The 15,935-nt window shown below is 61.1% G+C and carries 21 protein-coding genes; 9 read left to right on the top strand and 12 right to left on the bottom strand.

What is annotated here, in order from left to right; translation table 11 throughout:
• Positions 1–2: 2 nt before the first annotated feature.
• The 5 genes from ccmE to ccmA form a co-directional block, all read right to left on the bottom strand.
• Entirely contained in the window at positions 3–470 is a 468-nt protein-coding gene (ccmE, locus tag QF043_RS19830) for a cytochrome c maturation protein CcmE (protein ID WP_200432739.1), read from the bottom strand.
• Positions 467–643, bottom strand: coding sequence for a heme exporter protein CcmD (gene ccmD / locus QF043_RS19835; protein ID WP_017136196.1), 177 nt, complete (start codon positions 641–643; stop codon positions 467–469). Before ccmD ends, ccmE begins: the two co-directional genes overlap by 4 nt.
• The gene (locus QF043_RS19840) at positions 640–1,395 is read right to left on the bottom strand and encodes a heme ABC transporter permease (protein ID WP_307419894.1); all 756 of its coding nucleotides are present in this window, start codon (positions 1,393–1,395) and stop codon (positions 640–642) included. Before QF043_RS19840 ends, ccmD begins: the two co-directional genes overlap by 4 nt.
• 93 nt (positions 1,396–1,488) lie before the next feature.
• Positions 1,489–2,157: a heme exporter protein CcmB gene (gene ccmB, locus QF043_RS19845; RefSeq protein ID WP_014717701.1), complete on the bottom strand. Its 669-nt coding sequence runs from the start codon at positions 2,155–2,157 to the stop codon at positions 1,489–1,491.
• On the bottom strand, positions 2,154–2,789 hold the full coding sequence (ccmA, locus tag QF043_RS19850; RefSeq protein WP_307419895.1) for a cytochrome c biogenesis heme-transporting ATPase CcmA: 636 nt from the start codon (positions 2,787–2,789) through the stop codon (positions 2,154–2,156). Before ccmA ends, ccmB begins: the two co-directional genes overlap by 4 nt.
• 200 nt (positions 2,790–2,989) lie before the next feature.
• Here ccmA and QF043_RS19855 point away from each other — a divergent pair, with 200 nt between their 5' ends.
• Positions 2,990–4,567, top strand: a complete 1,578-nt coding sequence (locus QF043_RS19855) for a flagellar hook-length control protein FliK (RefSeq protein WP_307419896.1) — start codon at positions 2,990–2,992, stop codon at positions 4,565–4,567.
• The gene (locus tag QF043_RS19860) at positions 4,564–4,893 is read left to right on the top strand and encodes an EscU/YscU/HrcU family type III secretion system export apparatus switch protein (RefSeq protein WP_056857152.1); all 330 of its coding nucleotides are present in this window, start codon (positions 4,564–4,566) and stop codon (positions 4,891–4,893) included. The genes QF043_RS19855 and QF043_RS19860 overlap by 4 nt, the downstream gene beginning before the upstream one ends.
• A gap of 118 nt (positions 4,894–5,011) precedes the next feature.
• Here QF043_RS19860 and glp read toward each other — a convergent pair whose 3' ends face one another.
• Together glp and moaB are read right to left on the bottom strand one after the other, a co-directional pair.
• Positions 5,012–6,199 carry a gephyrin-like molybdotransferase Glp gene (gene glp / locus QF043_RS19865; protein ID WP_307421453.1) on the bottom strand — a complete coding sequence of 396 codons (1,188 nt, stop codon included), beginning with the start codon at positions 6,197–6,199 and terminating at the stop codon, positions 5,012–5,014.
• Positions 6,200–6,245: 46 nt separating this feature from the next.
• Positions 6,246–6,785, bottom strand: a complete 540-nt coding sequence (moaB, locus tag QF043_RS19870; protein WP_056857153.1) for a molybdenum cofactor biosynthesis protein B — start codon at positions 6,783–6,785, stop codon at positions 6,246–6,248.
• Positions 6,786–6,861: 76 nt separating this feature from the next.
• On the opposite strand from moaB, the gene mobA reads away from it, so the two are divergent.
• Positions 6,862–7,464 carry a molybdenum cofactor guanylyltransferase MobA gene (gene mobA / locus QF043_RS19875; protein WP_307419897.1) on the top strand — a complete coding sequence of 201 codons (603 nt, stop codon included), beginning with the start codon at positions 6,862–6,864 and terminating at the stop codon, positions 7,462–7,464.
• Positions 7,465–7,543: 79 nt separating this feature from the next.
• Entirely contained in the window at positions 7,544–7,765 is a 222-nt protein-coding gene (locus QF043_RS19880; RefSeq protein WP_017136187.1) for a YgdI/YgdR family lipoprotein, read from the top strand.
• A 56-nt stretch (positions 7,766–7,821) separates the two neighbouring features.
• Here the strand turns inward: QF043_RS19880 and QF043_RS19885 are convergent, their stop codons facing one another.
• From QF043_RS19885 to QF043_RS19895, 3 genes are all read right to left on the bottom strand, one after another.
• Complete coding sequence (locus QF043_RS19885) at positions 7,822–8,712, bottom strand: pseudouridine synthase (RefSeq protein ID WP_307419898.1); 891 nt, start codon at positions 8,710–8,712, stop codon at positions 7,822–7,824.
• 71 nt (positions 8,713–8,783) lie between these two features.
• The gene (locus QF043_RS19890; protein ID WP_003189932.1) at positions 8,784–9,119 is read right to left on the bottom strand and encodes a hypothetical protein; all 336 of its coding nucleotides are present in this window, start codon (positions 9,117–9,119) and stop codon (positions 8,784–8,786) included.
• A 118-nt stretch (positions 9,120–9,237) separates the two neighbouring features.
• On the bottom strand, positions 9,238–10,149 hold the full coding sequence (locus QF043_RS19895; protein ID WP_307419900.1) for a LysR family transcriptional regulator: 912 nt from the start codon (positions 10,147–10,149) through the stop codon (positions 9,238–9,240).
• Between the two features lie 151 nt (positions 10,150–10,300).
• Here QF043_RS19895 and lysA point away from each other — a divergent pair, with 151 nt between their 5' ends.
• Positions 10,301–11,623 carry a diaminopimelate decarboxylase gene (gene lysA / locus QF043_RS19900; RefSeq protein WP_307419901.1) on the top strand — a complete coding sequence of 441 codons (1,323 nt, stop codon included), beginning with the start codon at positions 10,301–10,303 and terminating at the stop codon, positions 11,621–11,623.
• Positions 11,624–11,672: 49 nt separating this feature from the next.
• Here lysA and QF043_RS19905 read toward each other — a convergent pair whose 3' ends face one another.
• Both QF043_RS19905 and QF043_RS19910 read right to left on the bottom strand, forming a co-directional pair.
• Complete coding sequence (locus tag QF043_RS19905; RefSeq protein WP_056857158.1) at positions 11,673–11,909, bottom strand: glutaredoxin family protein; 237 nt, start codon at positions 11,907–11,909, stop codon at positions 11,673–11,675.
• A gap of 89 nt (positions 11,910–11,998) precedes the next feature.
• Complete coding sequence (locus tag QF043_RS19910; RefSeq protein ID WP_058422871.1) at positions 11,999–13,207, bottom strand: ammonium transporter; 1,209 nt, start codon at positions 13,205–13,207, stop codon at positions 11,999–12,001.
• Between the two features lie 373 nt (positions 13,208–13,580).
• Between QF043_RS19910 and QF043_RS19915 the strand changes: the two genes are divergently transcribed.
• From QF043_RS19915 to QF043_RS19930, 4 genes are all read left to right on the top strand, one after another.
• Positions 13,581–13,895, top strand: a complete 315-nt coding sequence (locus tag QF043_RS19915) for a YqjD family protein (RefSeq protein WP_056857159.1) — start codon at positions 13,581–13,583, stop codon at positions 13,893–13,895.
• A 5-nt stretch (positions 13,896–13,900) separates the two neighbouring features.
• Positions 13,901–14,290, top strand: coding sequence for a phage holin family protein (locus tag QF043_RS19920; RefSeq protein WP_017136181.1), 390 nt, complete (start codon positions 13,901–13,903; stop codon positions 14,288–14,290).
• Complete coding sequence (locus QF043_RS19925) at positions 14,287–14,619, top strand: hypothetical protein (RefSeq protein ID WP_017136180.1); 333 nt, start codon at positions 14,287–14,289, stop codon at positions 14,617–14,619. Before QF043_RS19920 ends, QF043_RS19925 begins: the two co-directional genes overlap by 4 nt.
• A gap of 92 nt (positions 14,620–14,711) precedes the next feature.
• The gene (locus tag QF043_RS19930; protein WP_307419903.1) at positions 14,712–15,875 is read left to right on the top strand and encodes an EAL domain-containing protein; all 1,164 of its coding nucleotides are present in this window, start codon (positions 14,712–14,714) and stop codon (positions 15,873–15,875) included.
• Positions 15,876–15,935: the final 60 nt, after the last annotated feature.

Consider the following 15,935-nt stretch of genomic DNA (forward strand, 5'->3'; position numbering starts at 1 on the left):
GCTTAGCCCTCCTTGGCAGGCTGTGCATTTGAGCCAGGGGCCGATTGGCCGCTGTCCTTGAGGGCTTTGGTGACCTCGGGCGGCATGTACTTCTCATCGTGTTTGGCGAGTACTTCATCGGCCACCACCACGCCGTCGGCGTTGAGCTTGCCCAGGGCGACGATGCCCTGGCCTTCACGGAACAGGTCCGGGAGGATGCCGCGATAAGTGATGGTCACGGCTTTGTTGAAGTCGGTGACCACAAAGGTCACGTCGAGGGAATCGCCGGAACGCTTCAAGGAGCCCTTCTCGACCATGCCGCCGGCGCGGATGCGCGTGTCGACTGGCGCTTCGCCATTGGCGATTTGGGTCGGGGTGTAGAACAGGTTGATGTTCTGCTGCAAGGCGCTCAGGGCCAGGGTCACGGCAATGCCGACGCCGGCCATGATGGCGAGGATGATCAACAGACGCTTTCTACGCAGCGGATTCACTTATCGGTCTCCCGGCGCAAACGACGCGCCTCTTGTTGCAGGTAACGCTTGCGGGCCAGGATCGGCGCGGCGACGTTGAGGGCCAGCACCGCCAGGCAGATGCCATAGGCCGTCCAGACATACAGGCCGTGATGGCCCATGGCGAGAAATTCACTGAACGAGTTGAAGTTCATGCACGGGCTCCCAGGCTGTTTTGCACGTGGGCCTTGGCCCAGCTGGTGCGGGCTTCACGCTTGAGCACTTCGAGGCGCATGCGCATCAGCAGCACGGCGCCGAAGAAGCAATAGAACCCCAGCACCATCAGCAGCAGCGGCGCCCACATTTCCACGGGCATCGCCGGTTTCTCGGTGAGGGTGAAGGTGGCGCCCTGGTGCAGGGTGTTCCACCACTCCACCGAGTATTTGATGATCGGGATGTTGACCACGCCGACAATCGCCAGCACCGCGCAGGCCTTGGCCGCGCTGTCGCGGTTGCTGATGGCATTGCCCAGGGCGATAAGGCCGAAGTACAGGAACAGCAGGATCAGCATGGAGGTGAGCCGCGCGTCCCACACCCACCACGAACCCCAGGTGGGTTTGCCCCAGATCGCGCCGGTGACCAGCGCCACGGCGGTCATCCACGCGCCGATGGGCGCGGCGCATTGCAGGGCGACGTCGGCCAGTTTCATCTTCCACACCAGGCCGACGATGCCGCACACGGCCAGCATCACGTAGCAGGACTGCGCCAGCATGGCGGCGGGCACGTGGATATAGATGATGCGAAAGCTGTTGCCTTGCTGGTAGTCCGGCGGCGCGAAGGCCAGGCCCCAGACCAGGCCGATGCCGATCAGCAAAATGGCGGCGACGCTCAACCACGGCAGCAACTTGCCGCTGATGCCGTAAAACCATTTGGGCGAGCCGAGCTTGTGAAACCAGGTCCAGTTCATTGCTGTTTCCATCACGGTGGCTGTGCGTCATTGCGCAAAGCTCAGGGTCTTTCTTATGTTGAAGAGCTGATTATGTCGCTTAACCAGACCTCATTATTCGCCGACGCTGATCTTCAGGCCAGCCGCTATAGCAAAGGGTGTCAGGGTTACCGCCAGGGCGGTCAGGCTGCCAAGCCACAGCAGGTAACCGGTCGCCGGCATGCCCATGAGCGCGGCCTGCAAGGCGCCGCTGCCCAGGATCAACACCGGGATGTACAAAGGCAGAATCAGCAGGGCCAGCAACAGGCCACCCCGCTTCAAACCGACGGTCAACGCTGCGCCCACCGCCCCCAACAGGCTGAGCACCGGCGTACCGAGTAACAAGGACAGGAGCAACACCGGCAGGCACTCGACGGGCAAGCCGAGCATCATCGCCAGCAGCGGCGAGAGCAATACTAGCGCCAAGCCGGAAAAAACCCAGTGTGCCAGCACCTTGGCCAGTACCAGAAGTGGCAAGGGGTGCGACGAAAGGACCCACTGTTCGAGGGAACCGTCTTCGAAATCACTGCGAAACAGCCCGTCCAGCGAGAGCAGCACCGATAAAAGCGCGGCCACCCACACCAATCCTGGGGACAAGGTTTGCAACAGTTTAGTCTCCGGGCCGACCGCCAGCGGGAACAACGCGATGACGATGGCGAAGAACACCAAGGGGTTGGCCAATTCGGCCGGGCGGCGGCACAACAGGCGGGCTTCACGGGCGACTAACAGCGCGAACACACTCATGCCGACCACCGCCCTAAATCCAGGTCGCGGTAACCGGCGGGCCTGCGCGCCAGCGTGTGGTGGGTGGTGAGCAGCACCAGGCCGCCCTGCTCGCAGTGCCGGGCCAAGTGTTCCTCAAGCTGGGCGACGCCTTGCTTGTCGAGAGCGGTGAAAGGCTCGTCGAGAATCCACAGCGGCGGGCCTGGCAGATACAAACGCGCCAGCGCCACGCGGCGCTGCTGGCCGGCGGACAAAGTGTGGCAAGGCACGTCTTCGAAGCCCTTGAGGCCGACCGCGGCCAGTGCCTGCCAGATGGCATCGCGGGGCGCCGGATGATGCAGGGCGCTAAGCCAGCTGAGGTTTTCTTCGGGCGTGAGCACGTCCTTGATGCCAGCGGCGTGGCCGATCCAGATCAGGTTGCGCGCAAGCTCGGTGCGTTGCTCGTTAAGGGGCTTGCCGTTGAGTCGAACCTCACCGGCCGTCGGCTGCATCAAACCGGCCAGCAGGCGCAGCAAACTGGTCTTGCCGCTGCCGTTGGGGCCGCTGATCTGCACCATGTCGCCGCCCGCCAGCCGCAGTTCGAGGTGCTCGAACAGCAGGCGCAGGTCGCGTTCACAGGCAAGCGCTACGGCTTCTAGAAGAGGGCTGGTCAAAAGATCGCGGGCCTTTACGGTTCAAGTCGGCGGTGCAGCGGCCGTTATAGAGAAATGCACAATAACGGCTTTGGCGACCGATTTTAGAGAGCTGGATCAAATAGTTGTGAGGTTTTTACCGCTCTCTTTGCAGACGGGCGGCATTATACATGTGATGCCCTACTCTAAAGAGGGCAATTTCCCCAGAGACGACGCGCACGATGACCGGTGAGATCAACCTTCCTACGCTGCCGCCAGCCCCGACGCCCGGGCCTGCCCCGCTGCCGCCGACCGGCGAGTTGTTGAAACTGCTGGAGCCGCAGACCGGCCTGATCGACCCCGGGAAAACCGCCAACGCCGAGGTGATTGCGCTTAAACAAGGCGGTGACGCGTTTCAGCTGTTGCTCAAGTTGACCCTCGACGGCGGCCGCCAGACATTGGTGCAGGCCAGCAGTGCCCAGCCGTTGCCCCTGGGCAGCAATGTGGCGGTGAGCCAGACGCCGACCGGCAACCTGAGCATCACTTTGCAGCAAGCCTTGAGCGCCAATGTGGCCGCGCTGACGCGCATCGACACCACGCAAATGCCGGTGGGCACCCTGTTGCAGGCCAAGGTGCTGACCACTCAGATGCTGCCGCAAGGCAGCGCACAACCGGCGATTTATCGCTCACTGGTCAGCGTGCTCAATAACGCCCTGGCCGGCACTACGCTGAGCCTGGAAAGCCCGCAGCCGCTGCGGGTCGGCAGCTTGCTCAGCGCCGTGGTGCAAAATGCGCAAACCCTGAATTTCGTGCCGCTAAGCGGTCTGAAGGATCAACTGGCCGTGGCGCAACAGCTGTCGACCCAGCAAAGTCGCCAAGGCTCACTGGATGTGCTGTTCACCGCGCTGCAGAGCCTGCCTGCCGGCGACACCACCTCCAGCGACCTGCGCGCTGCCGCCGCGCGTTTACTCAATGCCCTGCCCGACCTGGCGCAAGTCAGCAACCCCAAGGTGCTGGCGCAGCTGGTACAAAACAGCGGGGTGTTTCTTGAGGCCAAATTGTTGGCCGGGCAAGATCCGCAGATTCCGCCTCTGGACATGAAGGGCGCGCTGCTGCGCCTGGTTGCCGATTTGCTGCCGACCCTGCCCGCCGCGACGAATCTGAATGCCATTCTCGCCGCCAATACCCTGGCCCAGGTACTGCCCAATTTCGTGCGTAACCCGCTCAGCACACTCGGCCAGATCGGCGCCCGACAAGCCCCGGCGGGCTTTCCGCTGCCGGACCGGCTGATGGCGAAACTGGCAGGCGAAGGCGACCTGGAAAACCTGCTGCGTCTGGCCGCCGGGGCGATTTCCCGGCTGCAAAGCCATCAGCTGTCGAGCCTGGAGCAAACCGGCACCACCGCCGATGGCCGGCTGCAAACCACCTGGCAGCTGGAAATCCCCATGCGCACCTTGCAGGACATTGTGCCGTTGCAGGTCAAGTTCCAGCGTGAAGAGCCGCCGCCGGACAAGGACCAACCGGAGCGCAAGGACAAGAAAGACCCCAAGCAAATGCTTTGGCGCGTCGAGCTGGCCTTCGACATGGAGCCGCTGGGCCCGTTGCAGGTGCAGGCGCAACTGACCCAGGGCAAATTGTCCAGTCAGCTGTGGGCCTCGCGCCCGTTCACCGCCAGCCTGATCGAAAGCCATTTGGGCAGCTTGCGCGAGCGCCTGGTGACCTCGGGTATCAATGTCGGCGACCTGGACTGCCACCTCGGCACCCCGCCACGCGGGCCACGAACCGGATTGGAGCAACGCTGGGTGGATGAAACCGCATGAAAAACTCCCTTCCGCCACGCCAGGCGATTGCCCTCAAGTACGACGGCCAGCAAGCGCCAACCCTGACGGCCAAGGGCGACGATGCCTTGGCCGAAGCCATTTTGAAGTTGGCGCGGGAAAATGAAGTGCCGATCTATGAGAATGCCGAGCTGGTGAAACTGCTGGCGCGCATGGAGTTGGGCGACAGCATCCCGGAGGAGTTGTACCGCACGGTGGCCGAGATTATTGCGTTCGCGTGGACGCTCAAGGGCAAATTCCCGGTGGGCTATGACCCGAATGCCGAGCCGGTGGAGCGGGATGTGACTGAGCGTGGGGATGATTACTAGCTACACGCAAATCCAAATGTGGGAGCTGGCTTGCCTGCGATAGCATCAACTCGGTGTACCTGATGTACCGAGGTGTCTGCATCGCAGGCAAGCCAGCTCCCACAGTCGGTCTCTATTGTCAGTTCAGGACTTCACTTAACGGAATGAAATTGACGCGGTCGCCAATATCGAGTGTCGTCCCCTCCAACACCTCCACAAACCCTTCGGCCCACGCCGCGCTGCGCAGCACGCCGGAGCTCTGGTTGCGGTAGATAATCGCCCGGCCCTGCTCGAGACGCCCGCGCAGGTACTCGCGACGATTGCCCGGCTGAGGCCATACGAACCCCACCGGCACTTCGAAACGCAGCGGCGCCACGTCCTGCACACCTTGGCGGCGTAGCAGATAAGGCCGGGCCAGCAGTGCAAAAGTCACCAGCGTCGAGGCCGGGTTGCCGGGCAGGCCGATCACCGGCACACCGCGAAAGTGCCCGAAGGTCAGCGGCTTGCCCGGCTTGATCGCTAGTTTCCACAGGGCCAGTTCGCCCTCTTCGCGCAGGGCGATGCCGAGAAAATCCGCCTCGCCGACCGAGACGCCGCCGGTGGACAGGATCAGGTCGACACTGCCCAGGCTTGCCAGGCGTGTGCGGGTCTTTTCCAGATCATCCGGAAGAATCCCGGCATCGATCACTTCACAGCCCATGCGCACAAGCCAGCTGCACAACACACGCCGGTTGCTGTTGTAGATCTGCCCCGGCCCCAGCGGCAGGCCGGGTTCGATCAGTTCGTCGCCGGTGGACAGCACGGCCACGCGCACCCGGCGCACCACACTTAAACAATCATGCCCGAGGGAGGCCGCCAGGCCCAGTTCAATCGGGCCCAGGCGAGTGCCGGCGTTTAACACCAACTCGCCGACCGTGGTTTCCTGGCCCTGGGGGCGGATGTTCTGGCCGGCTCGCAAACGCTCGGTGAAGCTCACGCGGTCGTCGGCGTGGACCACGGCGTTTTCCTGCATCTCCACGCAATCGGCGCCTTCAGGTACCGGCGCGCCGGTAAAGATGCGCGCGCAGGTGCCGGCGGCGAGTGGCTGTGGCGCCTGGCCGGCGAAGATGCGCTGGCTCACGGGCAGCGGCTCGCCGGTCCAGTCGGCCAGGCGCAGGGCGTAACCGTCCATGGCGCTATTCGGCCAGGGCGGCAGGTCGAGGGTGGAGATCAGGTCTTGCGCCAGCACGCGGCCATCGCAATCGGCAAGGGGCAGTACTTGCGGCTCGCGGATCGGCGTGGCGTCGGCCATGTCCAGCAGCTGGCGCAGCGCGTCTTCCACCGGCATCAGAGCGCCAGTCTTGCCGGGCTTATGCAAAGGCTTATCCAAGGGCTTACCCACGGGATTCGCAGGGTTCGGCCTGCTTCAGGTGCGGCACAAAGTTGCACGGGCGGTGGCGGTTATCCAGTTGCTCGGCAAGGATGCCATCCCAACCGGTGCGCACCGCGTTGGTCGAACCCGGCAGGCAGCAGACCAGCGTGCCGTTGGCCAGGCCGGCCAGCGCGCGTGATTGCACGGTGGAGGTGCCGATATCGGCCACGGAGATCTGGCGGAACAGCTCGCCAAAACCATCGACCTGCTTGTCCAGCAGGCAACTGACGGCTTCGGGCGTGCTGTCGCGGCCGGTGAAGCCGGTGCCGCCGGTGATCAGCACCACTTGCACCACATCTTCGGCGATCCAGTGGGCGACCTGGGCGCGGATTTTGTACAGGTCGTCCTTGAGCAGCACACGCTCGGCCAGGTTGTGGCCGGCGGCGGTCAGGCGATCGACGAAGACCTGGCCGGAGGTGTCGGTGTCCAGGGTGCGGGTGTCGCTGACGGTCAGCACTGCGATATTGAGGGGTACGAAAGGCGCATCAGCCTTGGCTTTCATGGCTCGGTCCGGTTGTCGAATAAACAGCCCGATGTTATATCACAGGCCCCTATTTGCCTGCCGCAGCGGAACCACCATGTCGCTTGATTCTTCGCCCCTGCCCTGTTCGATCCTGCTGCTGGCCGGTGGCCGTGGCCAACGCATGGGCGGCCAGGACAAAGGCCTGCTGCCCTGGCACGGCCAGCCGTTGGTTGCCCATTTGCAGCGCCTGACGCGCCCACTCACCGATGACCTGATCATTTCGTGCAACCGCAACCATGAGCAGTACGCGCCGTATGCCGACCAGTTGGTGAGCGACGACAGCCCGGACTTCCCCGGCCCGCTGGCGGGCATCCGCGCGGGCCTGGCCGCCGCGCAGCATGCGCATGTGCTGATACTGCCGTGTGACGTACCCAACATCGACGTAGGGCTGTTGGGCGATTTGTGTGAGGCGGCACGCCGCAACCCGCAGCTGCCGGTGATGGTACGCCATGGCGCGTTCTGGGAACCCTTGATCTGTATCATCCCCACCCACCTCAAAACCGCGGTACAACAGGCCTGGGACGCCGGTGAGCGCAGCCCGCGCAAGATCTTCCTGCAGCTGGGCGCAGTGGGCCTGGAATGCCCCGCCGATGACCCACGCCTGGCCAACTTGAATACACCCGAGCTGTTGCACCCTGGGTCTGGCGTGTCAGAATGAACCTCGCACAAGGAACTTTGTCGACGCCATGCGCGTCACAAGGTCAGCTATTTAAAAGAATTCTCTTGGAGACAAACTCATGACTCAACGGACCATCGCCGCTCTCATGCTTGCACTGGGCCTCGCCACTCTCGCCGGTTGCGCTTCGCCTACAGTGATCACCCTGAATGACGGTCGCGAAATCCAGGCCGTCGACACCCCTAAATACGACAAGGCTTCGGGCTTCTACGAGTTCGAACAACTTGACGGCAAGCAGACCCGTATCAACAAGGATCAGGTTCGCACCGTTAAAGACCTGTAAGTCTTAAGCGTTTGCCCACAAGGCCCGCCATGTGCGGGCCTTGTTGTTTCTGGCGGTTACCAGTCGAGGGTGATGCGGCTGCGAAAGTCGCGTTGTTCACCGGTCACCGGGTCGATAAAACGCACGCCCTGGGCCAGCAGTTTGAGCGGGTTGGCGTAGTCATCCTCGGCATCCTTGAGCACGTCGGGGTAGAACGGATCGTTGCAGATACTCGCCCCCAGCGCCGTCATGTGTACCCGCAGCTGGTGCTTTTTGCCGGTCACGGGGAACAGGCCGTAGCGCCACAGATCGCCATTTTTCTCGCGCACTTCCACCGCCGTTTCGGTGTTGCTGGCGCCCGGCCCTTCCTGCATGCGAAAGAACGGGTGGCCATCGACCAGGCGACTTTTATGCACCAGCGGAAAGGTCAGGTCGGGTAAGGCCGGGGCAATGGCTTCGTAGAATTTATCGATGCGTCGCGTGGGAAACAGCTGCTGATACGCCGACCGGGTTTGCGGGTTGGCCGAGAACAGCACCAGCCCCGCCGTGTGCCGATCAATGCGATGCAAGGGCACCAACGCGGGGTTGTCCAGGCGACGAATCAGGCGGCGCAACAGGGTTTGCTCGACGTATTCGCCGGCCGGGGTCACCGGCAGAAAGTGTGGCTTGTCGGCCACCACCAAGTGCTCATCGGCATACAGGATGGTTTCCTGAACCGGGATCACCTTCTCATTCGGCACTTCGCGAAAATAGTAAATGCACAGCCCTTCCTTGTAGGCCAGTTCCTGGCTGATCGGTTGGCCATGGAGGTCGAGCACCCGGCCACGGGCGATGCGGTCCAGCCACTGCTCACGGCCAATCGCCGGGAAGTGCTCGCACAGGCAATCGAGCACCGTCGCCCAGGGGCCGGGCGGCAGGTACAAGGTGCTGGCTTGATGCTGGGACGCAGAGAAACCGGATGTGGACATGCAATGCTCTAAACCTGAATAAACCGGCTGCCATTATCCCGCATGGAACGCGATTGAGCCTAGGGCGGATCTCAGGCCTTGGCCAATTGCGCCCGCAGTACTGGCGAAGCACTGGCCGCCTCGGTGAACTCCTTGAGCCAACGCAACACATCCACCGCTTCCCAGCGGCCAGGATCATAAAGCGCGTACAACAAGCCCTGATAACCCACCACATCCAGCTGCTTGTGGTAACCGGCACGCTGGAACAACGCCTCGATTTCAGCAAAGCAGGTATTGAAATGCACTTTGTTAAACGGCGTCTTGCCTTCCGTGACCAGGCCGTCGAGGCGCAGCTCGTTCACCGCGTCGCGCACGACGTCGGCGGACATGCGATTGACGCTGCTTTTCAGTTGTTCAACATTCACCATGGGCGTTCCCTCTATTCAATCGCTGTACAAACATACAGTAACGTAATATTTGGAAACTCGCCATCGCGAAAACGCGCCTGTGCGATCAAGCTGGGCAGAGCACACCCGGCGAGCCTGCTCAGAGGTTCTGCAACTGAGCACTGATGCGCTGACAATTGCTGCGCAGCACCTCCACAAAGTGAACGACGTTGGACGATTCCGGACGGTGCAGCGGCCGCACAACACTCACACAGTAAGAAATCGAATGGGAAAAACGCCGGATCTGCAAACCTCTGCCCACATAGTCCAGGGCGGTGAGTGGATTGACGATTGCAACGCCGACACCCAGGTTTACGGTCGCGCACACAGCACTGGCGCTATGCGTTTCCACCACCAGCCGTCTTTCAATGCCCGCCTGGTGAAAAATCGCGTCGGTTTTGATCCTGTAAGGGTCATCCGCCGCCAGGTAAACAAAATTTTGCCCATTGAAATCCTCTGGTGTGAGGACCGCTTTTGCATTGAGCACGTGGTGAGACGGCAAGACACACACCACATCAAGGTTTAACAAGGTTTCGCTGTAGGTTCCAGGTGGCGTCTCAAGGGTCTCGGTGAGCCCCAAATGATAACGCTGAGCCGTCAGCGACTCTTCCAGCGCGGGAGACTCCTGCGGCGTGACATTAATGCTGACACCCGGGAATTTATTACAAAAATCCTGGCACACCTGCGGCAGCAAGGCATTCGAAAACGCCGGCTGGCAGGTCAGCGAAATTTGCCCCTGGCGAAAGTGACGGATCGCCTCAGCAGCGTTCTTGACGCGCGCCAGGCCCACATAGCTGCGCTGAACTTCATCGAAGAGCATCAGGCCATGCTCGGTGGGAATCAGTTTTGCGCCTGCGCGTTTGAACAGCGTCAACTGAGTCAAGGTTTCAAAGCGACTGAGCTCGCGGCTGATAGTGGGCTGCGAAGTATGCAGGAGCGCTGCGGCAGCGGTTGCGCTGCCGGTGGTCATGACCGCCCAGAACACTTCCACATGGCGAAAACTGAAATTCATGAGCAAACCCACGCACTGAATTGAATGGGTCGAACCATATCAGAAATGAATAGATGGCCATCATTTTGATATTTTTTCTTTATTTTTTCGCCATGCACACTTGCATCGTCTGCGCTGAGAAAGTTGTCAGTGCGTTAATCGAGGTAGGAAGATGGACCATTTTAATTTTATCAACGGCCATTTACATGCAGAACAAGTGGATGTACGTGCCATTGTCGAACAGCACGGCAGCCCTGTTTATCTTTATTCGGCACAGTCGCTGAAAAATCACTATGCCGTACTCCAAAACGCATTTTCTGCACTGTCGCCTTTGATTTGTTTCTCGGTTAAAAGCTGCAGCAATCTCAGCGTCCTCAAGCTGCTGGTCGATCAAGGTTCCGGCCTCGACGTGGTCAGTGGCGGTGAACTCTACCGCGCACTGATGGCAGGCGTGACCGCAGACAAGATAGTGTTCGCGGGTGTCGGCAAATCCCGTGAAGAAATCAGCTATGCCGTTGACGTGGGCGTGTTCCTTTTTAATGTGGAGTCCGAGGCAGAGCTGCTGCGCCTGGATGCGGTCGCGTCGGCGGCCGGCAAGCGGGTAAAGGTGGCCATTCGGATCAACCCGGATGTGGCGGATGCCGGCACCCATGAGAAAACGGCCACCGGCGGCCGTCAGACCAAATTTGGCATACCGATTGAACGCGCCTATGAACTGTTTGCCCCAAAGCGTTACGCGAGCGTCGATGTCGTTGGCATTCATATTCATCTCGGGTCCCCGATCCCGTCGGCCCACACCTACTTGTGTGCCATCGACAAGATTGAAGCAATGGTCAACCGGCTTCAGGCCGCTGACTGCTCGATTGAGTTCATCAATATCGGCGGAGGTTTTCCAGCGCAATACGGCAACGAAAGCAATCTCGTCTGTTCATTGACTGAAACGGGAGCGCTTATTTGTGAGCGTCTGCAAGAACTGAAACGTCGTGATCTGCGCTTCATCATTGAGCCGGGCCGTTCGATCAGCGCGAACGCGGGCGTTTTACTCACCACGGTCGAGTACATCAAACAAGGCTGGGACCGCAAGATTGCGATTGTTGATGCGGGTATGAATGTTCTGCTGCGCCCCACTTTATACGGCGCGAATCACGTCATCTGGCCAACCCGATTTGGCGACTTTTCCGGCCATTGGACGGCATTGAGCGAGAGCGTCCGTATGGCGGGAGCCACGCCTCTGGAAGAAATCGACATTGTTGGCCCCATTTGTGAAACCGGCGATCACTTCGCATTAGGTCGGCCTTTGCCCGTCCTGGAAGACGCAAGCTTATTGGCGATTTTCTCATGTGGCGCTTATGGGATGAGCATGGCCAGCCAATACAACTCCCGAGGGCGTCCACCAGAAGTGCTGGTGGAGGGAGCACACGCCAGATTGATACGGCGGCGCGAAACCCACGATGACTTGATCGCGCATGAGCGCTGCGGTCTGGAGAACACTTAAGGCGCTTGAACACCCAAAGCCTGGTGGTCGACAAACCACCGGGCCTGCGCTATTTGAGAAAGTTGACCACCTGTTCGGTCTCGAACGGCCAGTCCAGCTCCGCCCCGGTATCCAGGCGCCGAAGCACCGGGATGCGCAGCCCGTAGACTTCGGTGAGATCGGCAGGGTCGGTGATATCCACCAACTCCACCAGCAAACCGTGTTCGACGAGCGGCATGATTTCGTCTTCGGCAACCTCACAAAGATGGCAACCCAGGGTGCCGAACAACTGGCATTCAGGCAGCATGGCGAATGGACCCGATCAAAAACAGGCATCCATTCTAAGCCCACCCACTCGACTGTGGCGAGCGGGCCAGCCGGTTGCCAGGCAGCCGATCAATCCTGGCTGACTGCACCAATCTTGTGAATCGACAAATCCGCCCCGTAATACTCCTGCTCCTGGCTAAGGCGTAGCCCGTGCACGCGCTTGATCACGCCGTACACCAGCAAGCCGCCGCCCAGCGCCACGGCCACGCCCAGTGCTGTGCCGATCAACTGGCTGATCAGGCTGACGCCGCCCAGGCCACCGAGTGCGGTCTGGCCAAAGATGCCGCAGGCGATGCCGCCCCACACGCCACACAGGCCATGCAGCGGCCATACACCCAGCACATCGTCGATTTTCCAGCGATCCTGGGCGGCGATAAAGCACCACACGAACAGCCCACCGGCGATCACGCCGGTGACCAGCGCGCCCACCGGGTGCATCAGGTCGGAACCGGCGCAAATCGCCACCAGCCCGGCCAGCGGGCCGTTGTGCAAGAAGCCTGGGTCGTTGCGGCCGATCACCAAGGCCGCGACCGTGCCGCCGACCATCGCCATCAGTGAGTTGACCGCCACGAGGCCGCTGACGCCGTTGAGGGTTTGCGCGCTCATCACGTTGAAGCCGAACCAGCCGACGATCAGAATCCACGAACCCAACGCCAGGAACGGAATGCTCGACGGCGCAAATGCGACCAGCCGCCCTTCCCTGTAGCGCCCATTGCGCGGGCCCAACAGCAGCACCGCCGCCAGCGCCAGCCAACCGCCCATGGCGTGCACCACCACCGAGCCGGCAAAGTCATGGAAGCTGGCGCCAAAGCGCGCGAGCAACCAGGCTTGCAGGCCGAAATTGCCGTTCCACACCATGCCTTCGAAAAACGGGTAGATAAACGCCACGATCAGCGCGGTGGCACACAATTGCGGGGCGAATTTGGCGCGCTCGGCAATGCCGCCGGAAATGATCGCCGGGATCGCTGCGGCGAAGGTCAACAGAAAGAAGAACTTCACCAGGCCATAGCCGTGATCGGCGCTGATTACCGCGGCCGGCTGCATAAAGCTCACACCGTAGGAGATCCAATAGCCTATAAAGAAATAAGCCAGGGTCGAGATGGCGAAGTCACTGAGGATTTTCGACAGGGCGTTGACCTGGTTTTTCTGGCGCACGGTGCCGACTTCCAGGAACGCGAAGCCGGCGTGCATGGCCAGGACCATGACCGCACCAATCAGGATAAACAGGGTGTTGGAGCTGTGGACGAGGGTGTCCACTGCGCTTTGCAAATTTTCCATGGAGGTTGGCAGGCCTGCATTCAAGGCAAAAAGCACCAAAGCGGTTCAAGCCAGGGTTGCGCGCACTAAATTGGCACCACCGGTCCCGCCTCTCTTGAGGAGGCGTGAACCGCTTTAGCGCAGCGATCAACACAACGGGCCGTTGCCGCAGGGTTTTTCCGCGAGTTTGTGTGATTTAGGGTAAGGTTTTTCCAGGCATTGGCCTCGATCCGCCCTGACTCGGCGCAAGCCCCAGGGCCTGCGCACCAAGGCAAAGCAAAAGCTGTACCAGACAATTGAAGTGAACCTTCACCGAAGTCGGTGACTCGAAAACTCATCTACACAAACCACGCACGCTCAAGACATACAGAATCAGCCAATCACGGAGATACCCATGGCCAGAAGAACTGCTCAGACTGCTCAAGAAATACTGATGGCGGATTTCCAAACCCTGGTCAGCGACACCGAAAAGTTGCTCGACGACACCGCGGTACTCGCCGGTGACCAGGCCGATGAGCTGCGCAGCAAGATTCACGAAAGCCTGCTCAAAGCCCGTGAAACCCTGCAACTGACCGAAGATTCCCTGCGTGAACGCGGCCAGGCGGCGGTCACGGCCACGGAAGATTACGTGCAGGCCAACCCTTGGCAGTCGGTGGGCATTGCCGCCGGCGTGGGCTTCCTGATTGGTCTGCTGGCTACAAGGCGCTAACTATCATGTCTATCGGCGAAACCGGCTCGTCCACGGGCACAAGTTCCACTTCACGACGCCTGGGCGCAGCCGTTCTGGGCTTGCTGCACAGCCACGTCGAATTATTTGGCATCGAGTTGCAGGAACAGAAGGCCCGCACCGTGAGCCTGCTGTTGTTTGCAGGCTTGGCGTTGGTGTTTGCCCTGTTATTGCTGGTGGGGTTGTCGACGCTGGTGATGATCCTGGTGTGGGACACCGGTTACCGCCTGACCGGGATCATCTGCCTCTGCGTGTTCTACAGCCTGGCTGCGGCCTTTTGTGGGGTGCGTTTGAAAGCGGCGGTGTTCGATGAGTCCACGCCCTTCCACGCCACCCTCGAAGAGCTGGCCAATGATCGGGAGCGCCTGCTGCCATGAGCATGACTGAAATCCCGCAAAACACCTCGCGCCGGGAAATGCGCAAGGCGTTGATTCGCCTGCGCATGGAAATGCATCGCCAGGAGATCCGTCACGAGTCCCAACAACTGATGGCGCCGTTGAACAAAATGCGCGACATGCGCCACAACTGGCAAGACAGCCTGGGCATCAAGCACGCGCCGCTGTGGGGCGTGGCGGCGGTGACCTTGATGGGCTTTTTTACCGGCAAGGGCGCCAAGGGCGGCGGCATCAGCAGCCTGACGCGCCTGGTGCGGCTGGGTGCCGGTTTGATCCCGCTGATCAAATTGGCCATGCAGCGTAAAGGCTGAAGCTGGCTGGCTGCATTCTTGCAAACAGAATCGGCCCGGCCCTCGTCATTGAGGGCCGGGCCTTTTTTCGCCAGCTCTGTTAAGGAGGCCCCGTGATCGACGGGCAACCGCTCGCCTGCTTCCAACCCTTCATCGATACCGCCACCGGGCGCATTGCCGGCGTCGAAGCCCTGGGCCGCCTGCGTCAGGCCGATGGTCACTTGCAGTCGGTGGGCCCGCTGTTTGCCGACCCGCGCACACCCGGCGTAGCCCTGCGCCGCCTGGACCGGCAGATCCGCGAAAACGCCTTGAGCCGCCTGCATGAAGCACCCGTCGACTGGTTTCTGAGCCTGAATATCTCACCCCGCTGGATCAACCGCCTGCGCCCTGGCCAAGCCTTGCCCAGCCTGAAACAACTGCAGGCGCACAAGGTTGATCCGCGGCGCATTGTGTTTGAAATCACCGAACTGGGCGGCGACATCCAGCGCCTGGCCGAGGTGGTGGCACGCTACCGAGAGGCCGGCGCACGCATCGCCATCGATGATTTCGGCGCCGGCTATTCGCAACTCGACCGCGTACTGGCGCTGCAGCCGGATATTCTCAAGCTCGACATGCGCCTGTTCCAGGAAGCCGCTAAAGGTGGGCCGAGCAGTGACGTGGTGCGGGCACTGGCGCAAATGGCCGAAAAAACCGGCTGCTGGATCATCGCCGAGGGCGTGGAAACCGAGGCACAACTGCGTTTTGCCTTGGAGTGCGGCGCACGTTATGTGCAGGGCTACCTGTTTGCCCAGGCCCAACTGGACTGGTTTGCGGCCGATGCGTTCGTCGCGCGCTTTGCCCAACTGCGCAGGGTTTATGTGCAACACAAACTCGCCGAGCGTGGCCGTGTGATGCAGTTGCGCGTGCAATTGGCCGAACTGATGAGCATCCTGCAACGCTGGGCACAGGCCCGCGCGCCGCTCGATCAACTGCCCCAATTGCCCGACTTTCCATGGCTGCTGCGCTTTTACCAGTGCGACCGCCATGGCACCCAGCTGACGCCCAACTTCGAGTGGCGCCAGGATGCCTGGCAGGCCGACAGCCGCTACCTGGGCCACAACTGGTCATGGCGGCCGTATTTCTATTACCTGCTCGCCGAAGGCTGGGAGGAGCGGCGCCTGACCCTGTCGTCGACCTACCGCGATGCCACCACCAACCAGTATTGCCTCACCGCCGGACAGTTCTTCGATAACGGTCAGCGCTTGCTGTTAATCGATATCGATGCGGCCGGCCTGTAGATTTTTGCTTGCCGATGCCGCGCCGAACCGGGAAGCTGGGAGGGTCATTCACCGCACGGA

The sequence above is a fragment of the Pseudomonas sp. W3I7 genome (genome assembly GCF_030816095.1).
In the GTDB taxonomy this organism is placed as follows: Bacteria; Pseudomonadota; Gammaproteobacteria; order Pseudomonadales; family Pseudomonadaceae; genus Aquipseudomonas; species Aquipseudomonas salomonii.

Coding starts and splice junctions, on each gene's coding strand:
- ccmD (WP_017136196.1), bottom strand. CDS start 643: ATGAACTTCAACTCGTTCAGTGAATTTCTCGCCATGGGCCATCACGGC.
- QF043_RS19840 (WP_307419894.1), bottom strand. CDS start 1,395: ATGAACTGGACCTGGTTTCACAAGCTCGGCTCGCCCAAATGGTTTTAC.
- ccmB (WP_014717701.1), bottom strand. CDS start 2,157: ATGAGTGTGTTCGCGCTGTTAGTCGCCCGTGAAGCCCGCCTGTTGTGC.
- QF043_RS19855 (WP_307419896.1), top strand. CDS start 2,990: ATGACCGGTGAGATCAACCTTCCTACGCTGCCGCCAGCCCCGACGCCC.
- QF043_RS19860 (WP_056857152.1), top strand. CDS start 4,564: ATGAAAAACTCCCTTCCGCCACGCCAGGCGATTGCCCTCAAGTACGAC.
- glp (WP_307421453.1), bottom strand. CDS start 6,199: ATGCCGGTGGAAGACGCGCTGCGCCAGCTGCTGGACATGGCCGACGCC.
- moaB (WP_056857153.1), bottom strand. CDS start 6,785: ATGAAAGCCAAGGCTGATGCGCCTTTCGTACCCCTCAATATCGCAGTG.
- mobA (WP_307419897.1), top strand. CDS start 6,862: ATGTCGCTTGATTCTTCGCCCCTGCCCTGTTCGATCCTGCTGCTGGCC.
- QF043_RS19880 (WP_017136187.1), top strand. CDS start 7,544: ATGACTCAACGGACCATCGCCGCTCTCATGCTTGCACTGGGCCTCGCC.
- QF043_RS19885 (WP_307419898.1), bottom strand. CDS start 8,712: ATGTCCACATCCGGTTTCTCTGCGTCCCAGCATCAAGCCAGCACCTTG.
- QF043_RS19890 (WP_003189932.1), bottom strand. CDS start 9,119: ATGGTGAATGTTGAACAACTGAAAAGCAGCGTCAATCGCATGTCCGCC.
- QF043_RS19895 (WP_307419900.1), bottom strand. CDS start 10,149: ATGAATTTCAGTTTTCGCCATGTGGAAGTGTTCTGGGCGGTCATGACC.
- lysA (WP_307419901.1), top strand. CDS start 10,301: ATGGACCATTTTAATTTTATCAACGGCCATTTACATGCAGAACAAGTG.
- QF043_RS19905 (WP_056857158.1), bottom strand. CDS start 11,909: ATGCTGCCTGAATGCCAGTTGTTCGGCACCCTGGGTTGCCATCTTTGT.
- QF043_RS19910 (WP_058422871.1), bottom strand. CDS start 13,207: ATGGAAAATTTGCAAAGCGCAGTGGACACCCTCGTCCACAGCTCCAAC.
- QF043_RS19915 (WP_056857159.1), top strand. CDS start 13,581: ATGGCCAGAAGAACTGCTCAGACTGCTCAAGAAATACTGATGGCGGAT.
- QF043_RS19920 (WP_017136181.1), top strand. CDS start 13,901: ATGTCTATCGGCGAAACCGGCTCGTCCACGGGCACAAGTTCCACTTCA.
- QF043_RS19925 (WP_017136180.1), top strand. CDS start 14,287: ATGAGCATGACTGAAATCCCGCAAAACACCTCGCGCCGGGAAATGCGC.